This is a genomic window from Aeromicrobium wangtongii (assembly GCF_024584515.1).
Classification (GTDB): domain Bacteria; phylum Actinomycetota; class Actinomycetes; order Propionibacteriales; family Nocardioidaceae; genus Aeromicrobium; species Aeromicrobium wangtongii.
In genome coordinates this window covers 1,740,723-1,761,710 of the sequence record NZ_CP102173.1, presented here as the reverse complement: position 1 = coordinate 1,761,710, position 20,988 = coordinate 1,740,723, and the positions used below count along the sequence as shown (strand labels likewise).

Genomic DNA, 20,988 nt, shown 5'->3' with positions numbered 1-20,988 from the left:
GCCACATCATCGACACGGTGAGGTGGCAAGGGCATCCAACGCGCTAACGAATCCCGATCCAGACGGTCCGCTCAGTTCCGTGCGGATCATCTTCCACCAGCGTTTCGAAATCGAGCACCATCGTCGAGCGGTCTTCGAGCGAGTAGCGCGGCCAGTTCGGCATGTCGTCGTGGTTCGGATCTCCGGCCCGCACGAACCCTGCCCAGGCTGGCCCTACCTGAGACAGCAGGCCAGGCGCCGCACCAACCCGCGGCAAGTTGTCGAAGATGATCTCTGGTACCTGCGCGGTCTTGTCGAAGTAGACCCGTGGGGCAGAACCGCCGCCCGCGATCTTGGCCTCGGCCAGCCGGATGGACGGCACACGCCAGTCGCGGTCGGTGACGATCGTGGCGTAGAGAATGGAGGCCGGCACGAACGGGTTCTCTGCTCGGTAAACGTCCACGATCGTGTTCGTCGACTCTCCGATCGCGGGCCGAAGCGCCTCCCTCAAGTCGTCGTCGGTCATCGTTCCGAAGGTACGCGGGTGGCCCAGACCGTGATCGATTTCGGCCAGGCCGTTCCAATGGTCGAACCTGGCACTACCGATCATCAGATCGACGTCGCTCCTCGACCCCGACGCGATAGCCGCTTGCGGATGCTGCGGAATGTCGACCCCATCAATGACGGGACAGAACCAGTCCCAATTCACAGACGGCGTGGCGCCAGCAGCTGGGTCTCTCACCATCGCCCTGGCGGCCACCGTGCAGGCTGCGGTGAGGTCATCAGTCGACAGCTCTCGCAACTTGTGAGCTTCTCCCGTGGCGATACCCAACTGGTCCAGCACGAGCTGGGAGAACCCCTTCGCCGCTTCAGGACTGTTGTGCTTCCACAGGTCGTGGCCGCTTTGAATGATGGCCCTGCGGTACAGGCCGTCGAAAGCCGGCATCGCCATGGAGAACGCGATCTTGGCGCCGCCTCCCGACGATCCGAAAATTGTCACGTTTTGCGGGTCGCCACCGAAGGCCGCGATGTTGTCACGGACCCATGCAAGCCCCGCGGCCAGATCCAACATCCCGACGTTACCGGAGCTTCGATATTCATCGCCGAATGCGTCACCAAGGTAAAGGTGCCCGAAGATGTTCAACCGATGCGTGATGGAGACGACGACCGCATCATCGCGGCGGGCAATCGCATATCCGTGATAGGGGGCGTCGTGTCCGCTCCCGATCGCGAACGCTCCTCCATGGAACCAGACCATGACCGGTCTACGAGCGTCGTCTGTTGTACTGGGTGTCCACACGTTGAGGGTGAGACAGTCCTCGTCGAGGATTTCCTGGGCCGCCTCGTTGAACAGATCGAGACCCAGCTGACTACCGTCCGCAGCCGCGCTCGGGTCCGTTGGGCATGCCGGCCCGAACGTTGTTGCCTCGCGCACCCCGGTCCAGGGCTCTGGGCTCTTCGGCGGCAAGAAGCGATTCGCACCCCCGGTGTCTGCTCCGTAGGGAACCCCTCGAAACACCCGCACGCCGTTGCTTTCGAACGTCCCCTGGATCCTTCCGTGCGTGGTTTCAACGGTCTCGGTCAGCCCAGTCATCGCATGATCCTTGTTCGTGAGATGGATACACGCAGTCCTCGCATCACCAGCGCGCCATCTCATGCTTCACTCAGGCGGCCTCCACCTCTACCCGCATGACGGCGGACCGTTCCCGCCAATCGGCGGACACTGGGATCCACGTTCGCCCATGTCAATCAGCAATCCATGTCACCCAGCGCATCAACCAGGAGTTCTCACATGACACGACCATGGTGGTTCGAAGACTTCGAAGTGGGGCAACGATTCATCACGCAGGGTCGCACCATCACCGAGGCCGACATCGGTAGCTTCGCTGCGTGGAGCTGGGACACCAACCCCGTCCACACAGATGCCGTCCACGCCGCCAGCGGCCGATTCGGCGTGCCGATCGCGCACGGGATCCTCGGGACATCTGTGGCCCTGGGTCTGCTCTCTCGCTTGGGCATCTTCGAGACGTGCTCGATTGCGCTGCTCGGCGTCGACGATTGGCGCTTCGTGGCCCCGATCGTGGCCGGCGATACCGTCCGCTGCGAGCTGGAGATCATCGGCACCCGTCTGACCAGCCGTGGAGACGCGGGGATCTTGGACCGGTCACTCGTGCTCGTCAACCAGCACGACCGACCCGTTCAACGAGGTCGCATCGGTCTGATGGTTGCCACCCGGCCCGACGACTCTCCGCCCGCTGAAGCCGTTGCGCTTGGGGCCCGCCACCCATAACCACCAGGGGCATGGACGGTGAGAACGACTGGCACACGATGGATCCGCGTGGGCATGCAGCAGAGCGCTTCAAAGAGCATCACGGCCCGCGCCTCGGGGATCGTCCGTCGGGTCCTAGGGACGCCAAAGTGAGGGGTTCTGATCTCGAATAAAGACCAGACGGTTGGCTTTACAAGCCATCTGGTCTGTTAATGTCTCGCCCATGAGTAGTCAGCAATCCGCCCCCCGTCTGGCTGGCCCCCGCGAATGGCTGGCGCTCGGAGTACTTGTCCTTGTAGTCATGCTGCTCGCCATCGACGGCACGGTGCTCTACCTGGCCGTCCCATCACTGATCGAGGACCTGTCCCCCACGGCAAACCAGGTGCTGTGGATCGGCGACATCTACGCATTCGTGCTCGCAGGACTGCTGATCACGATGGGCAACGTCGCCGACCGAATCGGCCGCAAGCGCCTCCTGCTGATCGGTAGCGCAGCCTTCGGTACCGCATCGATCTTGGCTGCCTTTGCACACAACGCCGAAACGTTGATTGCAGCCCGCGCCCTGCTCGGCGTCGCAGGAGCCACACTGATGCCCTCCACCCTGTCGGTCATCCGCAATCTCTTCACGGACCCCGCTCAGCGGACCCGTGCGATCGCCCTGTGGTCAGTAGGCGCCACAGCAGGCGCTGCCCTCGGCCCCTTGGTGGGTGGGCTACTGCTGGAGCGCTTCTGGTGGGGTTCAGTGTTCCTGATCAACGTGCCAATCATGGCCCTGGTATTGATCGCCGGATGGTTCCTGCTGCCCGAGTCCCGCGGCGCCGATAATCAACGGATCGATCTATTGTCTTCCGTTCTCTCGATCATGACGATCGTGCCGGCCGTGTACGCCATCAAACACTGGATCGGCAACGGACTCGACTCCACGGTCGTGCTCGCCGCAGTCGTCGGCCTCGTAGCTGGATGGGCGTTCGCGCGCCGCCAAAAGACCCTCACCACTCCGCTGCTGGACATCTCACTGTTCCGGGTCCCTGCCTTCTCCGGTGCAGTAGCCGCCAACGCCTTGTCGATCTTCGCTTTCCTCGGCCTACTGTTCTTCTTCTCCCAATACCTACAGATGGTGCGCGGCCTCGGCCCGCTGAAGGCCGGACTCTTTGAACTTCCGGCGACCCTCGCCTCGATGGCCGTGATTGCCGTGATCGGGTTCATGGCCGCCCGATTCGGCGCCGGCCGCTCCATAGGGATCGGACTCGGCCTAGGCGCACTCGGCCTGGCCGGTATCGGCGCAACCACACTGTGGGCGTCATTCTGGGGGCTGGGTGTCTCGTTGGCCGTCGTCGGTCTCGGCATCGGCATCGCGATGACTCTGTCGACAGACGCGGTGGTCAGTGCCGTGCCAAAGGAGCGCTCCGGTGCTGCGGCCGCCGTAGCCGAGACGGCCTTTGAACTCGGCGGGGCGCTGGGCATCGCTGTCCTGGGATCCATCCAGATGGCGATGTACCGATCGCGACTTGAACTACCCGACGGCCTGAGTTCGACCGACGCCGAGGCACTCGACGACTCACTGGCCTCGGCCATAGCCGCCGTCGAAAACGGTGCAGCCATCACCGCCGCGCAGGACGCGTTCGCCTCGGCCATGCAGTCAACGTCATTCGTCGCAGCCGCCCTGCTGCTCGTGGCAGCGGTTGTCGCGTGGCGCGTGATTCCCTCACACCCAGTCAAGGAGGTGTCCAATGACCCAGCCCGAGCGAACGTTGGTGCGTGACCGCGAGCGTACTCGCCGGATGATCCTCGAAGCCGCCGAGCAGGCGATCGAACAACAAGGCGCTGGCGTCAGCCTCGCCGAGATCGCCACCCTCGCAGGAGTCACCAAGAGCGGCTTGCTGCACCACTTCAGGACCCGGGACATCCTGATCGAAGCGGTGTTCGAGCACACCGTGATGCGCACGTGGGAAGAGGTGCGAGCCCAGATCGACATCACTGAGAACCGCCCCGGCAAGTTCACCCGCGCCTACGTGCGCGCCTTCACCGGAGACAGCGAATACCTGACTCACGCCGCTAGTCCCACTGGCCTGTATGCAGTACTGGGAACCCACATTGCCACTGCCTCCCACAATGCGGCGCAGGCCGCAGATGCCCAAGCCTGGACAGCCGCGTTCGAAGCCGACGGCCTACCCATCGGACGGGCTTTAGCCATCCGGTATGCGGCCGAAGGTCTGGTCGCCGCGATGAACTGCGCCTACCTGACTGCTGACCATCTGGCGCGAGTACGCGAGGAACTCCTGGCCCTCACCGAGACACACGACGACAGCGTGCAGTGAGACGACTGGCCAAACCCATCACCCACACCTATCGAGGCCATCCTCCGCAATGACAAATACCCCGACTACTACCCGTGGGGCATGTGCGAACGTGCCAGGCCGCTACTCGACCCCGAAAACCCAAGTTTGGGCTGGGAGCTAACGCACCGTCGCGCAGCCGACGACGAGCACGTCTGGTCCCGTACCCAAGCGCATGAACCAATCGTGCCGATGCACGTGTTCATCGCCCAAAAAGTACGAGCACGTCGCAGCGGACGGGACCACCCAGATTCTCTTCATCATTTCATTTGCGCGGGTTCGGAGCGCGGAGCGATTCCCACTGGCATACGACGGCCGAGATCTCAGGAGCGAGCGACACGAACTTGGGCCCTTCGGCATCCGTCAAAGCCAGGGCAGCATTGGACCGGAAAGAGGGTGGCACCCCGAATTACCGGAGAACCACCCTCTGAATATGTTCCGTGTCCGAGGGGGGACTTGAACCCCCACGCCCCTAACAGGGCACTAGCACCTCAAGCTAGCGCGTCTACCATTCCGCCACCCGGACATGCGCTCTGATCAAGCGCGGTGCAGCACTGAACTTTAGCAAAGGTCTCCCCGGTGTCCGAACACCGGGCTCCACCGGTGGGCCACGACCCATCAACCCTGAGCGGAGATCGTTGCGATTGCAGCGCGGCGATGTCCATGTTCCCTCTTGTCACACCGGGGCGATGCGGGACAATGCAGGCGAGGCCCCGGGACCTAGATTCCCGGGGCCTCCCTGTGACCGAGCGTGATGTGCTCGCTCGGGTGCGGTCCTTCGCCAGGCCCACCTGCCGCATCACCGGAGGCTCCCATTGGCTCGCGCCGCCGGCCATGGGCCTGATCCTGAAACCGTCCCCGTCTTCCCGAAGGAAGAACCTTCGGTCAGTTCTACGCCCGGCATCAGGCCCCGCGCAAGGGACCAAGTGCGCGTCTTACAGAACGGTCGAGATCGCGTGGATGACGATGCCGGCCAGACCACCGACGACCGTGCCGTTGATGCGGATGAACTGCAGGTCTCGCCCGACGTGCAGCTCGATGCGATCCGCGGTCTCCTTGCCGTCCCACCGGTTGACCGTCGCCGAGATGATCGTGGCGACCTCGCTGCCGTAGTTGTTGACCGCGTAGGCGGCGATGTTCGAGATCGACTGGTCGACGCGGGCGCTGAGCGTCTCGTCCTCGATCAGGCGGTGCCCGAGGCGTTCGAGCTCCTCGGTGGCCCGGGTACGCAGCAGACCGCTCTCGTCGCCCAGCGACCCGATCAGCGCCCGGCGCAGCGCCTCCCACAGGTGCACGGACGTCGTGGTGATGCGCGACTGCGACAGCATCCGCACCTTGAGCCGCTCGAAACGCTCCATCGTGTCCGGATCGTGCTGCAGGTCGTCGGCCAGGTCGCGCAGCCAGCTGTCGAGCGCCAGACGGGCGCTGTGGTCGGGGGTGCGGCCGATGTCCGCGACCCACTCCACGACCTGCTCGTGCACCCACGTGGCGACCCGCTTGTCCACCCACTGGGGTGTCCACGACGGCGCGCGGTTCTCGATGAGCGCGGCGACCTCGGCCTCGTTGTGGGACAGCCAGCGGCTCAGCTCGTCGACCGCGAGGTCCACCAGGCCGCGGTGCGCGTCGTCGCGCAGCACCTCCTCCAGCAGCTGACCGACGACGGGGCTGAGCTCCTCGTCCTGCAGCCGTGGGATCAGCGCCTCCTGGATGACCGCGGCGACATCGCTCTCGCGTACGTGCCCCAGGGCGTCGGCGAGGATCCGCGATCCCTCGGCGACCAGGCGGTCGGCATGGTGCCGGTTGACGACCCACTCCCCAGCACGCCGGCTGACACCCGCGGACGCGATGCGCTCGCGGATCACGTCCTCCTTCAAGAAGTTGTCCGCGACGAACTCCTGCAGGCTCTCGCCCAGCGTCTCCTTGCGGTTGGGGATGATCGCGGTGTGCGGGATGGGCAGGCCCAGCGGATGCCGGAACAGCGCCGTCACCGCGAACCAGTCGGCGATCGCGCCGACCATGGCGGCCTCCGACCCGGCGTTGACGTACCCGAGCCACCCGGTGTCGTGCTCACGGGTCAGCACGTAGATGATCGCCGCCAGGATCAGGAGCGAGAGCGCCAGCGCCCGCATGCGGCGCAACCCGCGCAGTCGCGCGGCATCACCCGCCGACAGGGCATCGGGCATGGCGAAGCTGGTACCGGCGTTCGTCGAGGTCACACGACGACCCTAACGGCGCTTTCGTGCTGATGCGCTGCATGCGGCGCTGCGTAGGATGACTCGTCATGAGCGCACGCAGCGGGGCAGGTCGATGAGCTTCAACGAAGGGTCCCGGCTGGACACCAGCCAGGTGACCGGTGGCGGCTCCCGCGGGGGGCTCGCGATCGGCGGCGGCATCGGCGGCCTCGTCATCACGCTGGTCGCGGTGTTCCTGGGCGTGGACCCGTCGATCCTCGGCGGCAGCACCGCCAACCCGTACGACACCAGCCAGGTGCAGACCGGCGGCACCGAGTCGGCCACGTCCTTCGACCAGTGCAAGACCGGCGCCGACGCCAACCGGGACGACACCTGCCGCATCATCGGCACCGTCAACAGCGTCCAGGACTACTGGAACGACGCCCTGCCGGCCGATGTGAGCCGTCAGTACCGCGCCGCCAAGACCGTCATCTACTCCGGCGCGACGCAGTCGCCCTGCGGGACGGCGTCCAACCAGACCGGCCCGTTCTACTGCCCCAGCGACGAGCGGGTCTACATCGACGCGAGCTTCTTCGACGAGCTGAGCTCGAAGTACGGCGCCGACGACGGCGCGCTCGCGCAGGAGTACGTCGTCGCCCACGAATACGGGCACCACGTCGAGAACATCCTCGGCCTGCTCGCGAAGGGCCAGGACGGCCGGACCGGCCCGACCAGCGGCGGCGTACGCATCGAGCTGATGGCCGACTGCCTGGCCGGCGTGTGGGCGCACCACGCCTCCACGACCCAGGACGCCGAGGGCAACACCTTGCTCAAGCCGTTGACCCAGCAGGACATCGACTCGGCCCTGTCGGCGGCGTCGGCAGTGGGCGACGACCACATCCAGAAGGAGCTGGGCGGCGGACGCGTCAACCAGGAGACCTGGACGCACGGGTCCAGCGAGTCCCGCCGCAAGTGGTTCATGGCCGGCTACGACGGCGGCACCATCAACGGCTGCGACACGTTCAGCACGAACGACCTCTGACCGTGTCCGATCGCCGGCTGAAGATCGAGATCTGGATCGTCATCGGCCTGTCCCTCGGCGCATCCGGGGTCTACGCACTGGTCAACCTGATCCGCAAGGCCACGCTGCCGGGCGGCCTGCGCGACCAGACCGCCTCGCTGAACTCCACGCAGGACAACCGTGAGGTCTTCGACTTCATCTACCAGGTGCTGGGCATCGGCTTCGCCTTGGTGCCAGTCGCTCTGGTCCTGTACCTGCTGTCGCTGGACCCGGTCAAGGAACGGGTGACCCGGCGGCTCGGCCTGGACGCCACGCGGCCCTGGTTCGATCTCGCCTCGGGCACCGCGCTCGCCGCGCTGATCGGCATCCCCGGCCTCGGCTTCTACTTCCTGGGCCGCGCCCTGGGCATCACGACCGAGATCATCCCGGCACCCGACCTGACCTACTGGTGGACCGGCGCGATGCTCATCCTCGCGGCGATCAAGAACGCCGTGCTGGAGGAGGTCGTGGTCATCGGCTACCTGATGACCCGCCTGCGCCAGCTGCGCTGGGGCACGACGGCGGCGATCGTCGCGGCGGCGGCGCTGCGCGGCAGCTACCACCTCTACCAAGGCATCGGCCCCGGCATCGGCAACTTCGTCATGGGCCTGGTGTTCGGCTACTGGTTCCACCGGACGGGCCGGGTCATGCCGCTGGTCATCGCCCACGCACTGATCGACATCGTGGCCTTCGTCGGCTACTTGCTGCTCGCCGATAGTCTTGGCCTGAAGTGAAGATCGCCTTTGACAGTGCCCTCCCGATCACGGACCGGCACGACGACATCGCCGCCGCCATGCGCGACCACCAGGTCGTCGTCGTGGCCGGCGAGACCGGATCCGGCAAGACCACCCAGCTGCCGAAGATCGCCTACGAGCTGGGACGTCGCGCGATCGCCCACACCCAACCCCGTCGCATCGCCGCACGCTCGGTCGCCAAACGCATCGCCGACGAGTGCGAGGTCGACCTCGGCGCGGAAGTCGGCTACGCCGTGCGCTTCGACGACCAGACCAGCGAGGCCACCGCGATCCGCCTGGTCACCGACGGTCTGCTGCTGGCCGAGCTGCAGCGCGACCGGCGCCTGTCGCGCTACGACACGATCATCATCGACGAGGCCCACGAGCGGTCACTGTCGATCGACTTCCTGCTGGGCTACCTCAAGCAGCTGCTCCCCCGGCGTCCCGACCTCAAGGTCGTCATCACCTCCGCGACGATCGACGTCGAGCGTTTCGCGGAGATGTTCGACGCCCCCGTCATCGAGGTCAGCGGCCGCACGTTCCCCGTCGAGATCCGGTACCGACCGCTCCTGGAGTCCGATGCCGACAACGAGCTCGAGGCCATCGCCGAGGCCGTGGCCGAGCTGCCCAGCGAGGGCGACATCCTGGTCTTCCTGTCCGGCGAGCGTGAGATCCGCGACGCGGCGGAGTTCCTCGCCGGCCAGAAGTACCCGCGCACCGAGATCCTGCCGCTGTACGGACGCCTCGCGGCCGCCGACCAGCAGAAGATCTTCAGCAGCCACCCGGGACGCCGCATCGTCCTGGCCACCAACGTCGCCGAGACGTCCTTGACGGTGCCGGGCATCCGGTACGTCATCGACCCGGGCTTCGCCCGCATCTCCCGGTTCAGCCAGCGCCTGAAGGTCCAGCGTCTGCCCATCGAGCCGATCTCCCAGGCCAGCGCCGCCCAGCGCGCCGGCCGGTGTGGTCGCGTCGCGGACGGCATCTGCATCCGGCTGTACTCCGAGGAGGACCACGACAGCCGCCCGGAGTTCACCGACCCGGAGATCCAGCGCACCAACCTGGCCTCGGTCCTGCTGCAGATGGCCTCGCTCGACCTGGGCAGCATCAAGGACTTCCCATTCCTCGACCCGCCGGACTCCCGCGCGGTCAGCGACGGCATGAACCTGCTGTACGAGCTCAACGCGCTCGACACGTCGACGGCGGGCGGCAACAGGCTGACCAAGATCGGCCGGCGCATGTCGACGCTGCCGACCGATCCACGGCTCGCCCGGATGCTGCTGGCCGCCGACAAGCTCGGCTGCCTGGCCGACGTCCTGGTCATCGTGTCCGCGATGTCGATCCAGGACCCCCGTGAGCGACCGCTGGAGCACCAGCAGGCCGCCGACGAGAAGCATCGCCGGTTCCGCGACCCGACGTCGGACTTCCTGTCGTACCTGACGTTGTGGAAGTACATCCGCGAGATGCGCGACGAGCTGTCCAGCTCGGCGTTCCGGCGACTGTGCCGTGACGAGTTCCTGCACTGGCTGCGCATCCGCGAGTGGCAGGACGTCCACTCCCAGCTGCGCCGCACCGCCAAGGACATGGGTCTCAAGCCCGGCGCGATCGGCGCGGACCCCGACCGCATCCACCAGGCGCTGCTGTCGGGCCTGCTGTCGCACATCGGGCTCAAGGACGCCGACGGGCGGGAGTACCTCGGCGCGCGGCAGGCCAAGTTCATGATCTTCCCCGGCTCCGCGCTGGCCAAGAAGCCGCCTCGCATGGTCATGGTCGGTGAGCTGGTCGAGACCAGCCGGCTGTGGGGACGGACCGCCGCCAAGATCCAGCCCGAGTGGGTCGAGGCCGCCGGCGAGCACCTCGTCAACCACGTCTACAGCGAGCCGCACTGGTCGACCCGCCGCGGTGCCGTCATGGCGCGCGAGAAGGTGCTGCTGTTCGGCATCCCGCTGATCGCCGACCGCCTGGTGCAGTTCGGCCGCATCGACCCGATCACGTCGCGCGATCTGTTCATCCGGCACGCGCTCGTCCAGGGCGAGTGGCGCACGCACCACAAGTTCTTCGCCGCGAACCAGAAGATGATCGCCGGCGTCGAGGAGCTCGAGGAGCGGCTGCGCCGGCGCGACCTGCGGGTCGACGACGAGACGCTGTACGCGTTCTACGACCAGCGCATCCCCGCTGACGTCGTCTCGACCCGCCACTTCGACTCGTGGTGGAAGAAGGCCCAGCGCGACCAGCCCGACCTGCTGACCTTCGACCCCGCGATGCTCAGCAACGACACCGACGGCGCCGAGGAGGAGTTCCCCCGTGAGTGGCACTCCGACGGCGAGTCGTATCCGCTGACGTACGCCTTCGAGCCGGGCATGCAGGACGACGGCGTGACCGTCGACCTCCCGGTCGACCGGCTCATGACGGTCGACGACCGCGCCTTCGACTGGCACGTCCCGGGCCACCGCGTCGAGCTGGTCACCGAGCTCATCCGGTCGCTGCCCAAGCGCCTGCGGCGCGAGTTCGTCCCCGCCAGCCAGTTCGCCCCGCGCCTGGTCGAGGCGATGGACCCTGATGCGTCCGACCTCAGCGAGGAGCTCGCGCGCCAGATGCGTCTGCTCAACGGAACCGTCGTGTCGCCGTCGGACTTCGACTTCGACTCGCTGCCGCCGCACCTTCGGGTGACGTTCCGTGTCATGGACGGCACCACGGAGCTCGCGCGCGGCAAGGACCTCGCCGCGCTGCGCGCCGAGCTGTCCAGCCACATCCGCGCCGACCTGACGAAGGTCGCGCGCCAGGAGGAGCGCGCCGGGCTGCGCAGCTGGGACGTCGGGACGATCGAGCCGGCGATCACCGCCGGACAGGTCACCGGCTACCCGGCGCTGGTGGACGAGGGCACCTCGGTGGCGCTGCGGATCCTGGACAGCGCGGTCGAGCAGAAGGTCGCGATGATCAAGGGGCAGGCACGCCTGCTCTCGTTCTCACTGGCCACGCCCGTGACGCAGCTCGGCCGGTCCCTGGACCTGCACGCCAAGCTGCTGCTGTCCACGGGCCCGCACAAGGACGCCGCGGCGGTCATCGAGGAGTGCTGGCTGGCCGCGCTGGAGGCCCTGGTCGTTCGTCACGGCGGACCGGTGTGGGACGAGGTCACCTTCTCGCTCCTGCACGACACCGTGCGCGCCGAGGCCTACGACGAGACCGAGCGAGCCGTCCAGAGCGTCCTGGCGACCCTGCGGGCGCTCGGTGAGCTGACTCCCCTGCCCAGCACGGAGGCCGGCGAGGACGTCCGGGTGCAGCTGTCGTGGCTGATCTACCCCGGGTTCATCCGCGATGCGGGCGTCGACCAGCTGCGCCGCCTGCCGCTGTACCTGCAGGCTGCCCGCCGCCGCCTGGACGCGCCGCTGACCGACGATCTGCTCGCGGCACAGGACCTGGAGGCCCGGTTCCATGCGCGGACCGCCGACCTGAGCGTGTGGGCGAGGCTCTCGCCGGACGTCCAGCACGTCCGGTGGGCGCTGGAGGAGCTGCGCCTGAGCCTGCTGGCCCAGAACCTGCGCACGGCCTTCCCGGTCTCGGTCAAGCGCGTCACGGCCCTGGTCGACGCGCTCTAGCCTCTCCGCCCGTCCGCGACGGTTTACCACGGTCCCTCGGCAAACCGTCGCCGGCGGGCGTCCGCCCAACGCAAACGTCGTCCGCCCCGGGGAAATCTCCCTTGGGCGGACGACGTTTGCGGAGGGACCGTGGTAAACCGCGGCGCCCCGGGAGGCGGTGGGTCAGACGCCGAGCAGGTCGATCACGAAGACGAGCGTCTTGCCCGAGAGGCGGTGTCCGCCGCCGGCCGGGCCGTACGCGAGCTCCGGCGGGCAGATGAGCTGGCGGCGACCGCCGACCTTCATGCCCGGGATGCCCTGCTGCCATGCGGCGATCAGCTGCGGCAGCGGGAACTTGGCCGACTGGCCGCGGTCCCAGGAGGAGTCGAACTGCTCGCCGGTGTCGAACTCGACGCCGACGTAGTGGACGTCGACGAGTCCGCCGGGGACGGCCTCGGGGCCATCGCCGACGATGAGGTCGGTGATCGTGAGCTCGGTGGGCGCGGGGCCCTCGATGAAGTCGATTTCAGGCTTGTCAGTCATGTCCTCGATCCTTCCACACGGTCCCACTGCGAGAATGGCCAGATGCGTGCCACCGTCCTCCACACGTCCCGTGACATCCGCCTCGACGAGGTCGACGCTCCCCAGCTGCAGCTCGACACCGACGCCGTCGTGCGCGTCGTCGCCTCCTGCATCTGCGGTTCCGATCTCTGGCCCTACCGGGGCATCAACCCGGTCGACGAGCCCGTCCGCATCGGCCACGAGTTCGTCGGCATCGTCGAGCAGGTCGGCAGCAGCGTCTCGACCCTGACGCCGGGCGACTTCGTCATCGCCCCGTTCACGTTCTCCGACAACACCTGCCTGCTCTGCGAGCGCGGCGTGCACACGTCCTGCGTCAACGGCGGCATCTGGGGCCGCGACGACAAGCAGGGGCACGCCGTCGACGGCGGCCAGGGTGAGCTGGTCCGGGTCCCCTGGGCCGACGGCACCCTGGTGGCCACTCCCTCCCAGCCGAGCCAGGAGATGGTGGCCCAGCTGCTGACCCTCTCGGACGTCTTCCCGACCGGGCACCACGCCGCCGTATCGGCCGGTGTCACCCCGGGCAGCACCGTGGCCGTCGTGGGTGACGGCGCAGTCGGTCTCAGTGCGGTCCTGGCGGCGAAGCGGCTCGGCGCCGCCCGCATCGTCGCGATGTCCCGCCACGAGGACCGTCAGCGCCTCGCCCGACAGTTCGGCGCCGACGAGATCGTCGCCGAGCGGGGCACGGAGGGGGCCGCCGCCGTGCGCGAGATCCTCGACGGCATCGGCGCCGACTTCGTCCTGGAGTGCGTCGGCACGGGCGACAGCATGAAGCAGGCGATGTTCTCCGCACGTCCCGGTGGCCGCATCGGCTATGTCGGCGTCCCGCACGACGTGCAGATCAACGTCCCGGCGATGTTCGGCCGCAACATCGGCCTGGCCGGTGGCGTCGCGCCGGTCCGCCACTACATCGAGCAGCTGCTGCCCGATGTGCTGGCCGGCACGATCACCCCGGGCAGCGTCTTCGACCTGACGCTGCCGCTCGACCGGGTCGCCGACGGCTACCGGGCGATGGACGAGCGCACGGCCATCAAGACGATGCTGACCCTCTGAACGGCTCGGCGGACACGACGGCGGCGACGTCCAGCGGGCCGTAGACGTGCGGGAACGGGTCGGGCTGGCCCGGGACGTCGTCGAGCCGCCACGGGACAGTCAGGCGGTCGGTGTCGATCTCGAGCAGCAGCAGCTGGTCGGCCACATCCGCGTAGAACCGCTCGTGCACCCCGGCGAGCTGCTGGGCCTGCGCGCAGTGGATGAAGCCCACGTCGGCGAGGTCGAGTCCGAGGGTGGACGCCGTGTACGTCCCAGTCCTCAGGGCTTCGCGCCACGCGCCGGCCAGCGCGAGGTGGTAGATCCTCAGAGCTCCTTCTCCGCCCGTTCGTTGAGCCGGGACAGGCTCCGCGCGAAGGAGGCGATCTCGTCGGGTGACCAGTCGTCGACCAGCGACTGCAGGATCTCGTGGCTGGATCGGCGGTACTCCCCCACCCGCTCGTGCGCGACGGGCTGGGCGACGAGCAGCTGGGCCCGTCCGTCGTCCGGATCGGGGACGCGGGAGACCAGGCCGAGGCGTTCCAACGTGGCGACCGCACGGCTGGCGGTCGACTTGTGGACGCCGATCTGGTCGGCGAGCTCCGAGCCGCGGATCCCGTCCTCGGCGTCAACGATCGCCAGCAGGAAGGTGAACGTCCCGTAGTCGAGCTTGGGGTGGATGGTGGCGAGGTTGCGCAAGGACCGGCTGCGTACCCGCCGGACGAACCTGGTCAGCTCGAAATCCACGTCGACGCCGGCCGGGAGTTGATTCGTCATGGGTGGATCTTATAGAACGGCCCGAGCCGCCCGGTCTCAGCGCAGCTCGGACGAGGTCAGATCGAGCAGACGGCGCGCCACGATGAGCTGCTGGATCTGCTGCGTCCCCTCGAAGATGTCCAGGATCTTGGAGTCCCGCGACCACTTCTCGACGAGCTCGTGCTCGCTGTACCCGAGGGTCCCGGCCAGCTCGACGCAGCGCAGGGTGATCTCGTTGCCGACCCGGCCGGCCTTCGCCTTGGCCATCGACGCCTGCATCGAGTTCGGCCGGCGGTTGTCGGCCAGCCAGGCCGCCTCGAGCGTCAGCAGCAGCGCTGCCTCCCAGTCGGCCTCCATCGTGATGAACGTCGCCGCGGCATAGGACTGCGCCTGGGCGGGACGGTCGTAGTCGATGACCACACCGGCCTCCTCGAGCAGCCTGCGGGTGTCCTCCAGCGCCGCGCGGGCGCAGCCGACTGCCATGCCGGCGACCAGCGGCCGCGTGTTGTCGAACGTCGCCATCGCGCCGGCGAAGCCCTGTTTGGTGTCGATCTCGGGGTTGCCCAGCAGGTTCTCCGCGGGCACCCGGCAGTTGTCGAGCACGATCACGGCGGTGTCGGACGAGCGGATGCCCAGCTTGTGCTCGAGTCGCTCCACCCGGATGCCGGGCAGGCTCTTGGGCACCAGGAAGGACTTGATCGCCGCCCGGCCGAGCGACTTGTCCAAGGTCGCCCACACGACGACCGAGTCGGCGCGCTCGCCGGAGGTCACGAAGATCTTCTCCCCGTTCAGGACGTACGCGTCGCCGTCCTTGACCGCCGTCGTGGTGATCGCCGCGGAGTCCGAGCCGAAGCTCGGCTCGGTGATCGCCATGGCCGCCCAGGTGCCCTTGAAGCGCTCGAGCTGCTCGTCGTTGGCGACCGAGGCGATCGCGGAGTTGCCGAGCCCTTGACGCGGCATCGACAGCAGCAGGCCCACATCGGCCCAGCACATCTCGATGACCGACAGCACCGACGCCATGTTGGTGCCGTTGCGGATCTTGCCGGAGCCGGCGTCATCGTCCTTGCGGCGGACACCCGCGGCACCAGCACCCTGTCCCTGGCCGGAGTCGGCCATCCCGTCGACGAGCGAGGCGAGCAGGTCCAGCTCCTGGGGGTAGGCATGCTCGGCGAGGTCGTACTTGCGCGAGTTGGCGCGCAGGAACTCCTGGGCGACCTGGTGGGCCTGCTTGACGAACGGGCGGAACTTGCGAGGAGTCTCGAGGTTGATCATGGGATGTCCGCCCTCAGATGAGGACTGCTCCTTCCATCAGGCCGACGGCCCGCAGATCGCGGTACCACCGTTCCACCGGGTGCTCCTTGACGAAGCCGTGGCCACCGAGCAGCTGGACTCCGTCGGTGCCGATCTTCATCCCGTACTCCCCTGCCAGCCGGCGTGCGAGGGCGACCTCGCGGGAGAAGTCGAGCCCCTGCTCGGCACGTGATGCGGCCTTGAGGGTCACCAGGCGCATGCCCTCCAGCTCGATCGCGATGTTGGCGACCATGAACGCGACGGCCTGGCGGTGGGCGATGGGCTCGCCGAAGGCCGAACGCGTCTTGACGTAGTCCGACACGTAGTCGAGCACGGCGCGACCGGTGCCCAGGGCCAGGCTCGCCCACGCCAGGCGCGAGAGGCGGATGCACTCGCGGTAGTCGTCGGCGGCGCCCTCACCAAGGATCGCGTCGGCGCGCACCTGGACGTCCTGCAGGACCAGCCGGGTCAGCCCGGCGGCCCGCAGACCCATGCTGGGGTCGGCCTCGATTGCGACTCCGGGGGTGCTGGACTCGACCAGCACCAGGGTGGGTCCTCGTCCCTGCAGGTCGACGGCCACGACGAACAACTCGGCCTCGTGGCCACGGACGACGCCGGACTTGACCCCGTTGAGCACATAGCCGTCGGCGTTGCCGACCGCAGTGGTGTGCAGCTCGAAGGGATCGAACAGGACGCGCGGCTCGGCGATGGCCAAGGCCGACGGCGGCACGTCATCGCCCCCGAACGCCGGCAGGTAGGTCTGCTGCTGGGCTGCCGAGCCCCACAGCGAGATCGCCGTCGCGACCGCGGCCGGCGCCAGGCACGCGACGGCCTGCCCCATGTCGCCCTCGGCGAGCGCCTCGGCGACGAGAGCCCCGGTGACCGCCGAACGGTCCTCCGACAGCCCGCCGAGGCTCTCGGGGATGTTGAGCAGGGTGAGGCCGAACTCGCCGGTCTGGGCCAGCACCTCCTTGGGGGTGTCATTGGACGCCTCCGCCTCCGCGGCACCGGGACGCAGCACCTCTGCGGCGAACTCCTTGACGACGCCGACGATCATCGCCTGGTCCTCGGTGGGCTCCAGGTCGAACACGCCGCTGTCGGCCGTGCGCGCGAGGCGTTGCGGGCTGCCGCCGCCGGCCACGGACCGGAACGCGCGGCTGGTGGCGCCCGCGACCCGGAAACCGCCCTTCGCGCCCTCGTAGACCGCGCGCTCGGCTGGCTTGCGCAGCCCGAGCCTGTCCAACGCCGATGAGCTGGCGATGCGGTTGAGGACAGCCAACCCCATCCCCATGGGATCGCGACGAGTGGCCACAGGATCTCCTAGGTCCGGATGGGTCGACGCCGACCCGACAACGAGTGTAACTGAGAGTTGCACCCTCCGACCATGCTAATCCTCGGTGTTCGCGGACACCAGGGCAACGCGCCGCCGACCCGGTCGATAACCTTGAACCGATTCTGAACCGAGGAGATCCGGCGTGCCCACCACCGCTTCACAGTCCCGCCCCCTTCCGGGCGACGGCTCCGTCCGCCCCATCACGCGGTGGGGCACCCCCGTGATGCACCACGAGCTGCGTGACGTCACGGAGTTCGACGACGAGCTGCGCACGCTGGTGGCCGACATGGTCGCCACGATGTACGCCGCCCGCGGAGTCGGGCTGGCGGCCAACCAGGTCGGCGTCGACCTGAAGGTCTTCGTCTTCGACTGCCCCGATGACGATGACGTCCAGGTCACCGGCGTCGTCTGCAATCCCGTCCTGACGCTTCCCGAGGGCAAGGACCGTCATCTGGAGGAGGCCGACGAGGGCTGCCTGTCCCTCCCCGGCGCCTTCACCGAGTGCGCCCGCCCCGACTACGCGCGTGTCACCGGCTTCGACGAGAACGGCGAACCGGTCGAGTTCGTCGGGACCGGCCTGCTCGCCCGGTGCCTGCAGCACGAGACCGATCACCTGTTCGGCACGGTGTTCGGCGACCGCGTCCCCGAGCGCGCACGCAAGAAGCTCAACAAGCAGCACGCCGAGCTGGCGGACCACTACCCCGCCGACTGGCCGGTCACGATCCTCGTCGACGAGGACTAGTTCCAGCAGGCAAGGGCTGGACGGCGCGCGGGGATGACCCCGCGGCCGATATCGTGATGCGACAGGGAAAAGCGGAGGCACACCGATGGCTGCACTGCCGTACGTCCACGACGTCAAGGACATGTCTCGCCTCCTCGACCTCGTGCTGAAGTCGACGACACCGGGCACGCTCGTGGCGACCCACCTGGTGGCCAACGGGTTCACCCCGTCGGCCGCCGACGAGGCCGTGGTCTTCCTCGAGGGCCTCGGGCTGATCGATGCCGACGGGCGCCCCACCGACGCCTGGATCGCCTACCGTGACGCCGAGCAGCCGGCCGACACCCTGCAGCAGATCGTGCGGGAGGCCTACGCGCCCCTGGTCGAGCTGACCGACGCCGGCCCCGTCCCGCAGACGGACCTGCTGGCTCGTGCCGACGACACCGACGGCGAAGCGGACGCCGCTGCCGTCGTGGCGACCTTCACCGCGCTGTGCGAGCGTGCCGGCATCTCGCTGACCGCACCGGCGCCGGCTGCGGCCCCGGTCCGGTCCCGGCGCGAGGTCCTGCACGACGTCAGCGACCTGATGCAGCGGGCGGTCGACGAGTTCGAGCAGGCCCGCCGCTGCCTGGCCGCCGAGCTCCCCCGCCCGGCGCACGTGGCAGCGTGGAACAGCTTCGTGGCCCTGGCTTTCGCGCAGCTGGCCGACGACGACTTCTCCGCGCTGCGGATCTCCCCGCGTCGCGCGTCGCTGGGCGTCGACGAGCTCATGCGGCTCGTCCACGGCAGCGAGCTGATCCGCATCCTGGTCAAGCACGAGCTGGTCCCGGCCGCCGACAAGCCCGCCCTCGACGATCTGCTCAGGCAGCGCAACGACTGCGCGAGCCCGCTGCCGTACACGCCGGACCGTGCCACGACCGCCACCTACCTCAGCGCGATCCTGGGCGTCTCGGCGCAGATCAGCGGAGGCACGACTAACGACGCCGCAGCTCCCAGCACGCCACCGCCACCGACGACGCCACGTTGAGCGAGTCGATCTCGGCCGCCATCGGGATCGTGATGCGCCGATCGGCCGCCTGCTCCCAGTGAGCGCTCAGCCCGTGCCCCTCTGACCCGACGATCACGGCCAGACGCTCGACGTCGTGCGGCACCTGGTCGATCGGCACGGAGTCCTCGGCCAGCGTCATGGCGTAGGTCGTGTACCCGGCCTCGCGCAGCAGGTCCGGAGCGGAGTACCAGTCGTCGACCCGCGAGTACGGCAGCCAGAAGACCGATCCCATCGACACCTTGATCGCCCGCCGGTACAGCGGATCGGCGCACCGCGGCGACAGCAGCACCGCGTCGAAGCCCAGCGCCGCGACGCTGCGGAAGATCGCACCGACGTTGGTGTGATCGGCCAGGTCCTCGACCACGACGACGCGGCGGGCGTCCGCCAGCACCTGCTGGGGCGTGGGCAGGTCGGGGCGCTCCAGCGCGGCCAGCGCGCCACGGTGCACGTGGAAGCCGGTCAGCCGCTCGATCGCCGCATCGTCCAGCACGAAGCACGGGGCGTCCGTGGTGTCGAGGATGTCGGCCAGACCGTCCAGCCAGCGTGGCGACATCAGGAACGACCGGGGGCGGTGCCCGGACTCCACCGCGCGCCGCACGACCTTCTCGCCCTCGGCGAGGAACAACCCGCGCTCGGACTCCAGCCGCAGCCGCAGCTGGACGTCCCGCAGATCGGTGTAGTCGCGAAGCCGCGGATCCTCGATGCCGTCGAGTCGTACGATCTGAGCCACGCCGCTAGCGTAGGGCCCATGACTCTGGACCGACCCGTCACACCCGATCCGTACTCGCTGCTCCCCGCTGTCGCCGGCTTCACCGTCACCAGCGACGACGTCACCGACGGCGCTCCGCTCAAGGACGACCAGGTGGGCGACAAGGGCAACACCTCGCCCCAGCTGTCGTGGAACGGTGCTCCCGAGGGCACCCAGTCATATGTCGTGACGTGCTTCGACCCCGACGCCCCGACGCCGTCCGGCTTCTGGCACTGGGTCGCCGTCGACATCCCGGCCGACGTCACCGAGCTGGCCGCCGGGGCCGGCGCCTCGGACGAAAGCCTGCCGGGCGGCGCGTTCCACGTCGCCAACGACATGGGTGGACTGGACTTCACCGGTGCCGCTCCCCCGCCGGGCGACCAGGTCCACCGCTACTTCTTCGTGGTGCACGCCGTCGGCGAGAAGACGCTCGGCGTCGACTCCTCGGCGTCCCCCGCGGTGGTCAGCTTCAACCTGGCGTTCAAGACCCTCGGCCGCGCGATCATCCACGGCACCTACTCGCGCTGACCTCGGGTCGCGTAGTCGTTGGCGAAGGCCAGGACGCTGCGCACGTAGTCCTCGGAGTGGTTGTAGGAGAAGACCGCCTGCGACCAGCCCGTGCCGGTGCTGAGGTCGCCCGTGGTGCACAGGTACCGCCCGGCCGCGTAGGCGGCGTCGAAGATGTTGCTCGGGTCGTTGACGCCGTCCTTGTTGCCGTCGGACTCCCAGCGCTCCCACGTCGACGGGATGAACTGCATCGGGCCGACCGCGTGGTCCCACGCGAGGTCGCCGTGCCACGGCACCGACTCCGCGGTGGAACGAATCGCCGCGAAGCCGTTGGTGCCGTCGAGCGCGGGGCCGAGGATCGGCTGGGACGTCCGGCCGTCCGGCAGCAGGTAGGCGCCACCCTCGGTGCCGTGCCCCGACTCGATCCCTCCGATCGCAGCCAGCGTCGACCACCCCAGCCGGCAGGCGGGCTGCTCCTGGCCGATCCGCAGGACCGCCGAGGCGTACGCCCGCATCGCGGTCTCGCTGATCCCGGTGCGGGTGGAGAGGTCACGCACCCACTGCTGGGCCACCTGATCCCCGGCCGCGACCGGTGCGGGCGCCACGGCGTCCGGCTTCACCGGCTCGAGCGCGAGCGCCGCCGGCGAGGCCGCAGGCGTCGGCGTGCCGCCGGACGACGCGCTCTGGGTGATCGCGGACGCGGCGAAGATCCCGAGGGCGACCATCACGCACAGCGCGACGCCCACGAGCACCAGCTCCAGGGTCCCGAACCCCTGGCGAGGTCGATCAGCCAAAGCGGCCGTTCACGTAGCCCGCGGTACGCGGGTCCTGGGGCTTTTGCAACATGGGTCCAGTA

Annotated in this window: 19 protein-coding genes and 1 tRNA gene; 10 read left to right on the top strand and 10 right to left on the bottom strand. The window is 68.4% G+C overall.

Features of this window, described 5'->3' with window-relative positions:
- Window positions 1-43: 43 nt before the first annotated feature.
- On the bottom strand, window positions 44-1,573 hold the full coding sequence (locus NQV15_RS08750; protein WP_232399436.1) for a carboxylesterase/lipase family protein: 1,530 nt from the start codon (window positions 1,571-1,573) through the stop codon (window positions 44-46).
- A 198-nt stretch (window positions 1,574-1,771) separates the two neighbouring features.
- Between NQV15_RS08750 and NQV15_RS08745 the strand changes: the two genes are divergently transcribed.
- From NQV15_RS08745 to NQV15_RS08735, 3 genes are all read left to right on the top strand, one after another.
- A complete protein-coding gene (locus NQV15_RS08745) occupies window positions 1,772-2,269 on the top strand; it encodes a MaoC/PaaZ C-terminal domain-containing protein (RefSeq protein ID WP_232399435.1) in 498 nt (165 codons plus the stop codon).
- 202 nt (window positions 2,270-2,471) lie between these two features.
- Window positions 2,472-4,010: an MFS transporter gene (locus tag NQV15_RS08740; RefSeq protein ID WP_369413852.1), complete on the top strand. Its 1,539-nt coding sequence runs from the start codon at window positions 2,472-2,474 to the stop codon at window positions 4,008-4,010.
- Window positions 3,979-4,566: a TetR/AcrR family transcriptional regulator gene (locus tag NQV15_RS08735; RefSeq protein ID WP_232399433.1), complete on the top strand. Its 588-nt coding sequence runs from the start codon at window positions 3,979-3,981 to the stop codon at window positions 4,564-4,566. Before NQV15_RS08740 ends, NQV15_RS08735 begins: the two co-directional genes overlap by 32 nt.
- A gap of 459 nt (window positions 4,567-5,025) precedes the next feature.
- Here NQV15_RS08735 and NQV15_RS08730 read toward each other — a convergent pair.
- A tRNA-Leu gene (locus NQV15_RS08730) sits at window positions 5,026-5,110 on the bottom strand.
- Between the two features lie 409 nt (window positions 5,111-5,519).
- Window positions 5,520-6,800, bottom strand: a complete 1,281-nt coding sequence (locus tag NQV15_RS08725) for a DUF445 domain-containing protein (RefSeq protein ID WP_232399432.1) — start codon at window positions 6,798-6,800, stop codon at window positions 5,520-5,522.
- Between the two features lie 91 nt (window positions 6,801-6,891).
- Here NQV15_RS08725 and ypfJ point away from each other — a divergent pair, with 91 nt between their 5' ends.
- From ypfJ to hrpA, 3 genes are read left to right on the top strand one after another with little or no spacing between them, the layout of a single operon-like run.
- Complete coding sequence (ypfJ, locus tag NQV15_RS08720; protein ID WP_232399431.1) at window positions 6,892-7,797, top strand: KPN_02809 family neutral zinc metallopeptidase; 906 nt, start codon at window positions 6,892-6,894, stop codon at window positions 7,795-7,797.
- Between the two features lie 2 nt (window positions 7,798-7,799).
- Window positions 7,800-8,549, top strand: a complete 750-nt coding sequence (locus tag NQV15_RS08715) for a CPBP family intramembrane glutamic endopeptidase (RefSeq protein ID WP_232399430.1) — start codon at window positions 7,800-7,802, stop codon at window positions 8,547-8,549.
- Window positions 8,546-12,145, top strand: a complete 3,600-nt coding sequence (hrpA, locus tag NQV15_RS08710; RefSeq protein WP_232399429.1) for an ATP-dependent RNA helicase HrpA — start codon at window positions 8,546-8,548, stop codon at window positions 12,143-12,145. The genes NQV15_RS08715 and hrpA overlap by 4 nt, the downstream gene beginning before the upstream one ends.
- 162 nt (window positions 12,146-12,307) lie before the next feature.
- Here the strand turns inward: hrpA and NQV15_RS08705 are convergent, their stop codons facing one another.
- Window positions 12,308-12,667 (bottom strand): FKBP-type peptidyl-prolyl cis-trans isomerase, encoded by a 360-nt coding sequence (locus NQV15_RS08705; RefSeq protein WP_232399428.1) that lies wholly within the window; start codon window positions 12,665-12,667, stop codon window positions 12,308-12,310.
- A gap of 42 nt (window positions 12,668-12,709) precedes the next feature.
- Here NQV15_RS08705 and NQV15_RS08700 point away from each other — a divergent pair, with 42 nt between their 5' ends.
- Window positions 12,710-13,756: a zinc-dependent alcohol dehydrogenase family protein gene (locus NQV15_RS08700; protein ID WP_232399427.1), complete on the top strand. Its 1,047-nt coding sequence runs from the start codon at window positions 12,710-12,712 to the stop codon at window positions 13,754-13,756.
- Here the strand turns inward: NQV15_RS08700 and NQV15_RS08695 are convergent.
- Genes NQV15_RS08695 through NQV15_RS08680 form a run of 4 tightly spaced genes read right to left on the bottom strand, consistent with a single transcriptional unit; the run spans window position 13,734 to window position 17,090 of the window.
- Complete coding sequence (locus tag NQV15_RS08695; protein ID WP_255669930.1) at window positions 13,734-14,042, bottom strand: DUF952 domain-containing protein; 309 nt, start codon at window positions 14,040-14,042, stop codon at window positions 13,734-13,736. The genes NQV15_RS08700 and NQV15_RS08695 overlap by 23 nt on opposite strands.
- Before the next feature lie 17 nt (window positions 14,043-14,059).
- Window positions 14,060-14,509 (bottom strand): MarR family winged helix-turn-helix transcriptional regulator, encoded by a 450-nt coding sequence (locus NQV15_RS08690; RefSeq protein ID WP_232399426.1) that lies wholly within the window; start codon window positions 14,507-14,509, stop codon window positions 14,060-14,062.
- 36 nt (window positions 14,510-14,545) lie between these two features.
- Window positions 14,546-15,760, bottom strand: a complete 1,215-nt coding sequence (locus NQV15_RS08685) for an acyl-CoA dehydrogenase family protein (RefSeq protein WP_232399425.1) — start codon at window positions 15,758-15,760, stop codon at window positions 14,546-14,548.
- Window positions 15,761-15,773: 13 nt separating this feature from the next.
- Window positions 15,774-17,090, bottom strand: a complete 1,317-nt coding sequence (locus NQV15_RS08680; protein ID WP_232399424.1) for an acyl-CoA dehydrogenase family protein — start codon at window positions 17,088-17,090, stop codon at window positions 15,774-15,776.
- A 163-nt stretch (window positions 17,091-17,253) separates the two neighbouring features.
- Between NQV15_RS08680 and def the strand changes: the two genes are divergently transcribed.
- Together def and NQV15_RS08670 are read left to right on the top strand one after the other, a co-directional pair.
- A complete protein-coding gene (gene def / locus NQV15_RS08675; RefSeq protein ID WP_257125111.1) occupies window positions 17,254-17,853 on the top strand; it encodes a peptide deformylase in 600 nt (199 codons plus the stop codon).
- 85 nt (window positions 17,854-17,938) lie between these two features.
- Window positions 17,939-18,856: a DUF5343 domain-containing protein gene (locus NQV15_RS08670; RefSeq protein ID WP_232399423.1), complete on the top strand. Its 918-nt coding sequence runs from the start codon at window positions 17,939-17,941 to the stop codon at window positions 18,854-18,856.
- Here the strand turns inward: NQV15_RS08670 and NQV15_RS08665 are convergent.
- Entirely contained in the window at window positions 18,804-19,607 is an 804-nt protein-coding gene (locus tag NQV15_RS08665; protein ID WP_232399422.1) for a TrmH family RNA methyltransferase, read from the bottom strand. The two genes, NQV15_RS08670 and NQV15_RS08665, sit on opposite strands and share 53 nt — an antisense overlap.
- Window positions 19,608-19,625: 18 nt before the next feature.
- Between NQV15_RS08665 and NQV15_RS08660 the strand changes: the two genes are divergently transcribed.
- On the top strand, window positions 19,626-20,153 hold the full coding sequence (locus NQV15_RS08660) for a YbhB/YbcL family Raf kinase inhibitor-like protein (RefSeq protein ID WP_232399421.1): 528 nt from the start codon (window positions 19,626-19,628) through the stop codon (window positions 20,151-20,153).
- Here NQV15_RS08660 and NQV15_RS08655 read toward each other — a convergent pair.
- On the bottom strand, window positions 20,141-20,926 hold the full coding sequence (locus tag NQV15_RS08655) for a lytic transglycosylase domain-containing protein (protein ID WP_232399420.1): 786 nt from the start codon (window positions 20,924-20,926) through the stop codon (window positions 20,141-20,143). The genes NQV15_RS08660 and NQV15_RS08655 overlap by 13 nt on opposite strands.
- Between the last annotated feature and the right edge of the window lie 62 nt (window positions 20,927-20,988).

What these genes read in the sequence shown, in the direction of transcription:
- NQV15_RS08700 (WP_232399427.1), top strand. Translation starts at nt 12,710, where the DNA reads ATGCGTGCCACCGTCCTCCACACGTCCCGTGACATCCGCCTCGACGAG.
- NQV15_RS08670 (WP_232399423.1), top strand. Translation starts at nt 17,939, where the DNA reads ATGGCTGCACTGCCGTACGTCCACGACGTCAAGGACATGTCTCGCCTC.
- NQV15_RS08750 (WP_232399436.1), bottom strand. Translation starts at nt 1,573, where the DNA reads ATGACTGGGCTGACCGAGACCGTTGAAACCACGCACGGAAGGATCCAG.
- NQV15_RS08745 (WP_232399435.1), top strand. Translation starts at nt 1,772, where the DNA reads ATGACACGACCATGGTGGTTCGAAGACTTCGAAGTGGGGCAACGATTC.
- NQV15_RS08685 (WP_232399425.1), bottom strand. Translation starts at nt 15,760, where the DNA reads ATGATCAACCTCGAGACTCCTCGCAAGTTCCGCCCGTTCGTCAAGCAG.
- NQV15_RS08740 (WP_369413852.1), top strand. Translation starts at nt 2,472, where the DNA reads ATGAGTAGTCAGCAATCCGCCCCCCGTCTGGCTGGCCCCCGCGAATGG.
- NQV15_RS08660 (WP_232399421.1), top strand. Translation starts at nt 19,626, where the DNA reads ATGACTCTGGACCGACCCGTCACACCCGATCCGTACTCGCTGCTCCCC.
- NQV15_RS08690 (WP_232399426.1), bottom strand. Translation starts at nt 14,509, where the DNA reads ATGACGAATCAACTCCCGGCCGGCGTCGACGTGGATTTCGAGCTGACC.
- ypfJ (WP_232399431.1), top strand. Translation starts at nt 6,892, where the DNA reads ATGAGCTTCAACGAAGGGTCCCGGCTGGACACCAGCCAGGTGACCGGT.
- NQV15_RS08735 (WP_232399433.1), top strand. Translation starts at nt 3,979, where the DNA reads ATGACCCAGCCCGAGCGAACGTTGGTGCGTGACCGCGAGCGTACTCGC.
- NQV15_RS08705 (WP_232399428.1), bottom strand. Translation starts at nt 12,667, where the DNA reads ATGACTGACAAGCCTGAAATCGACTTCATCGAGGGCCCCGCGCCCACC.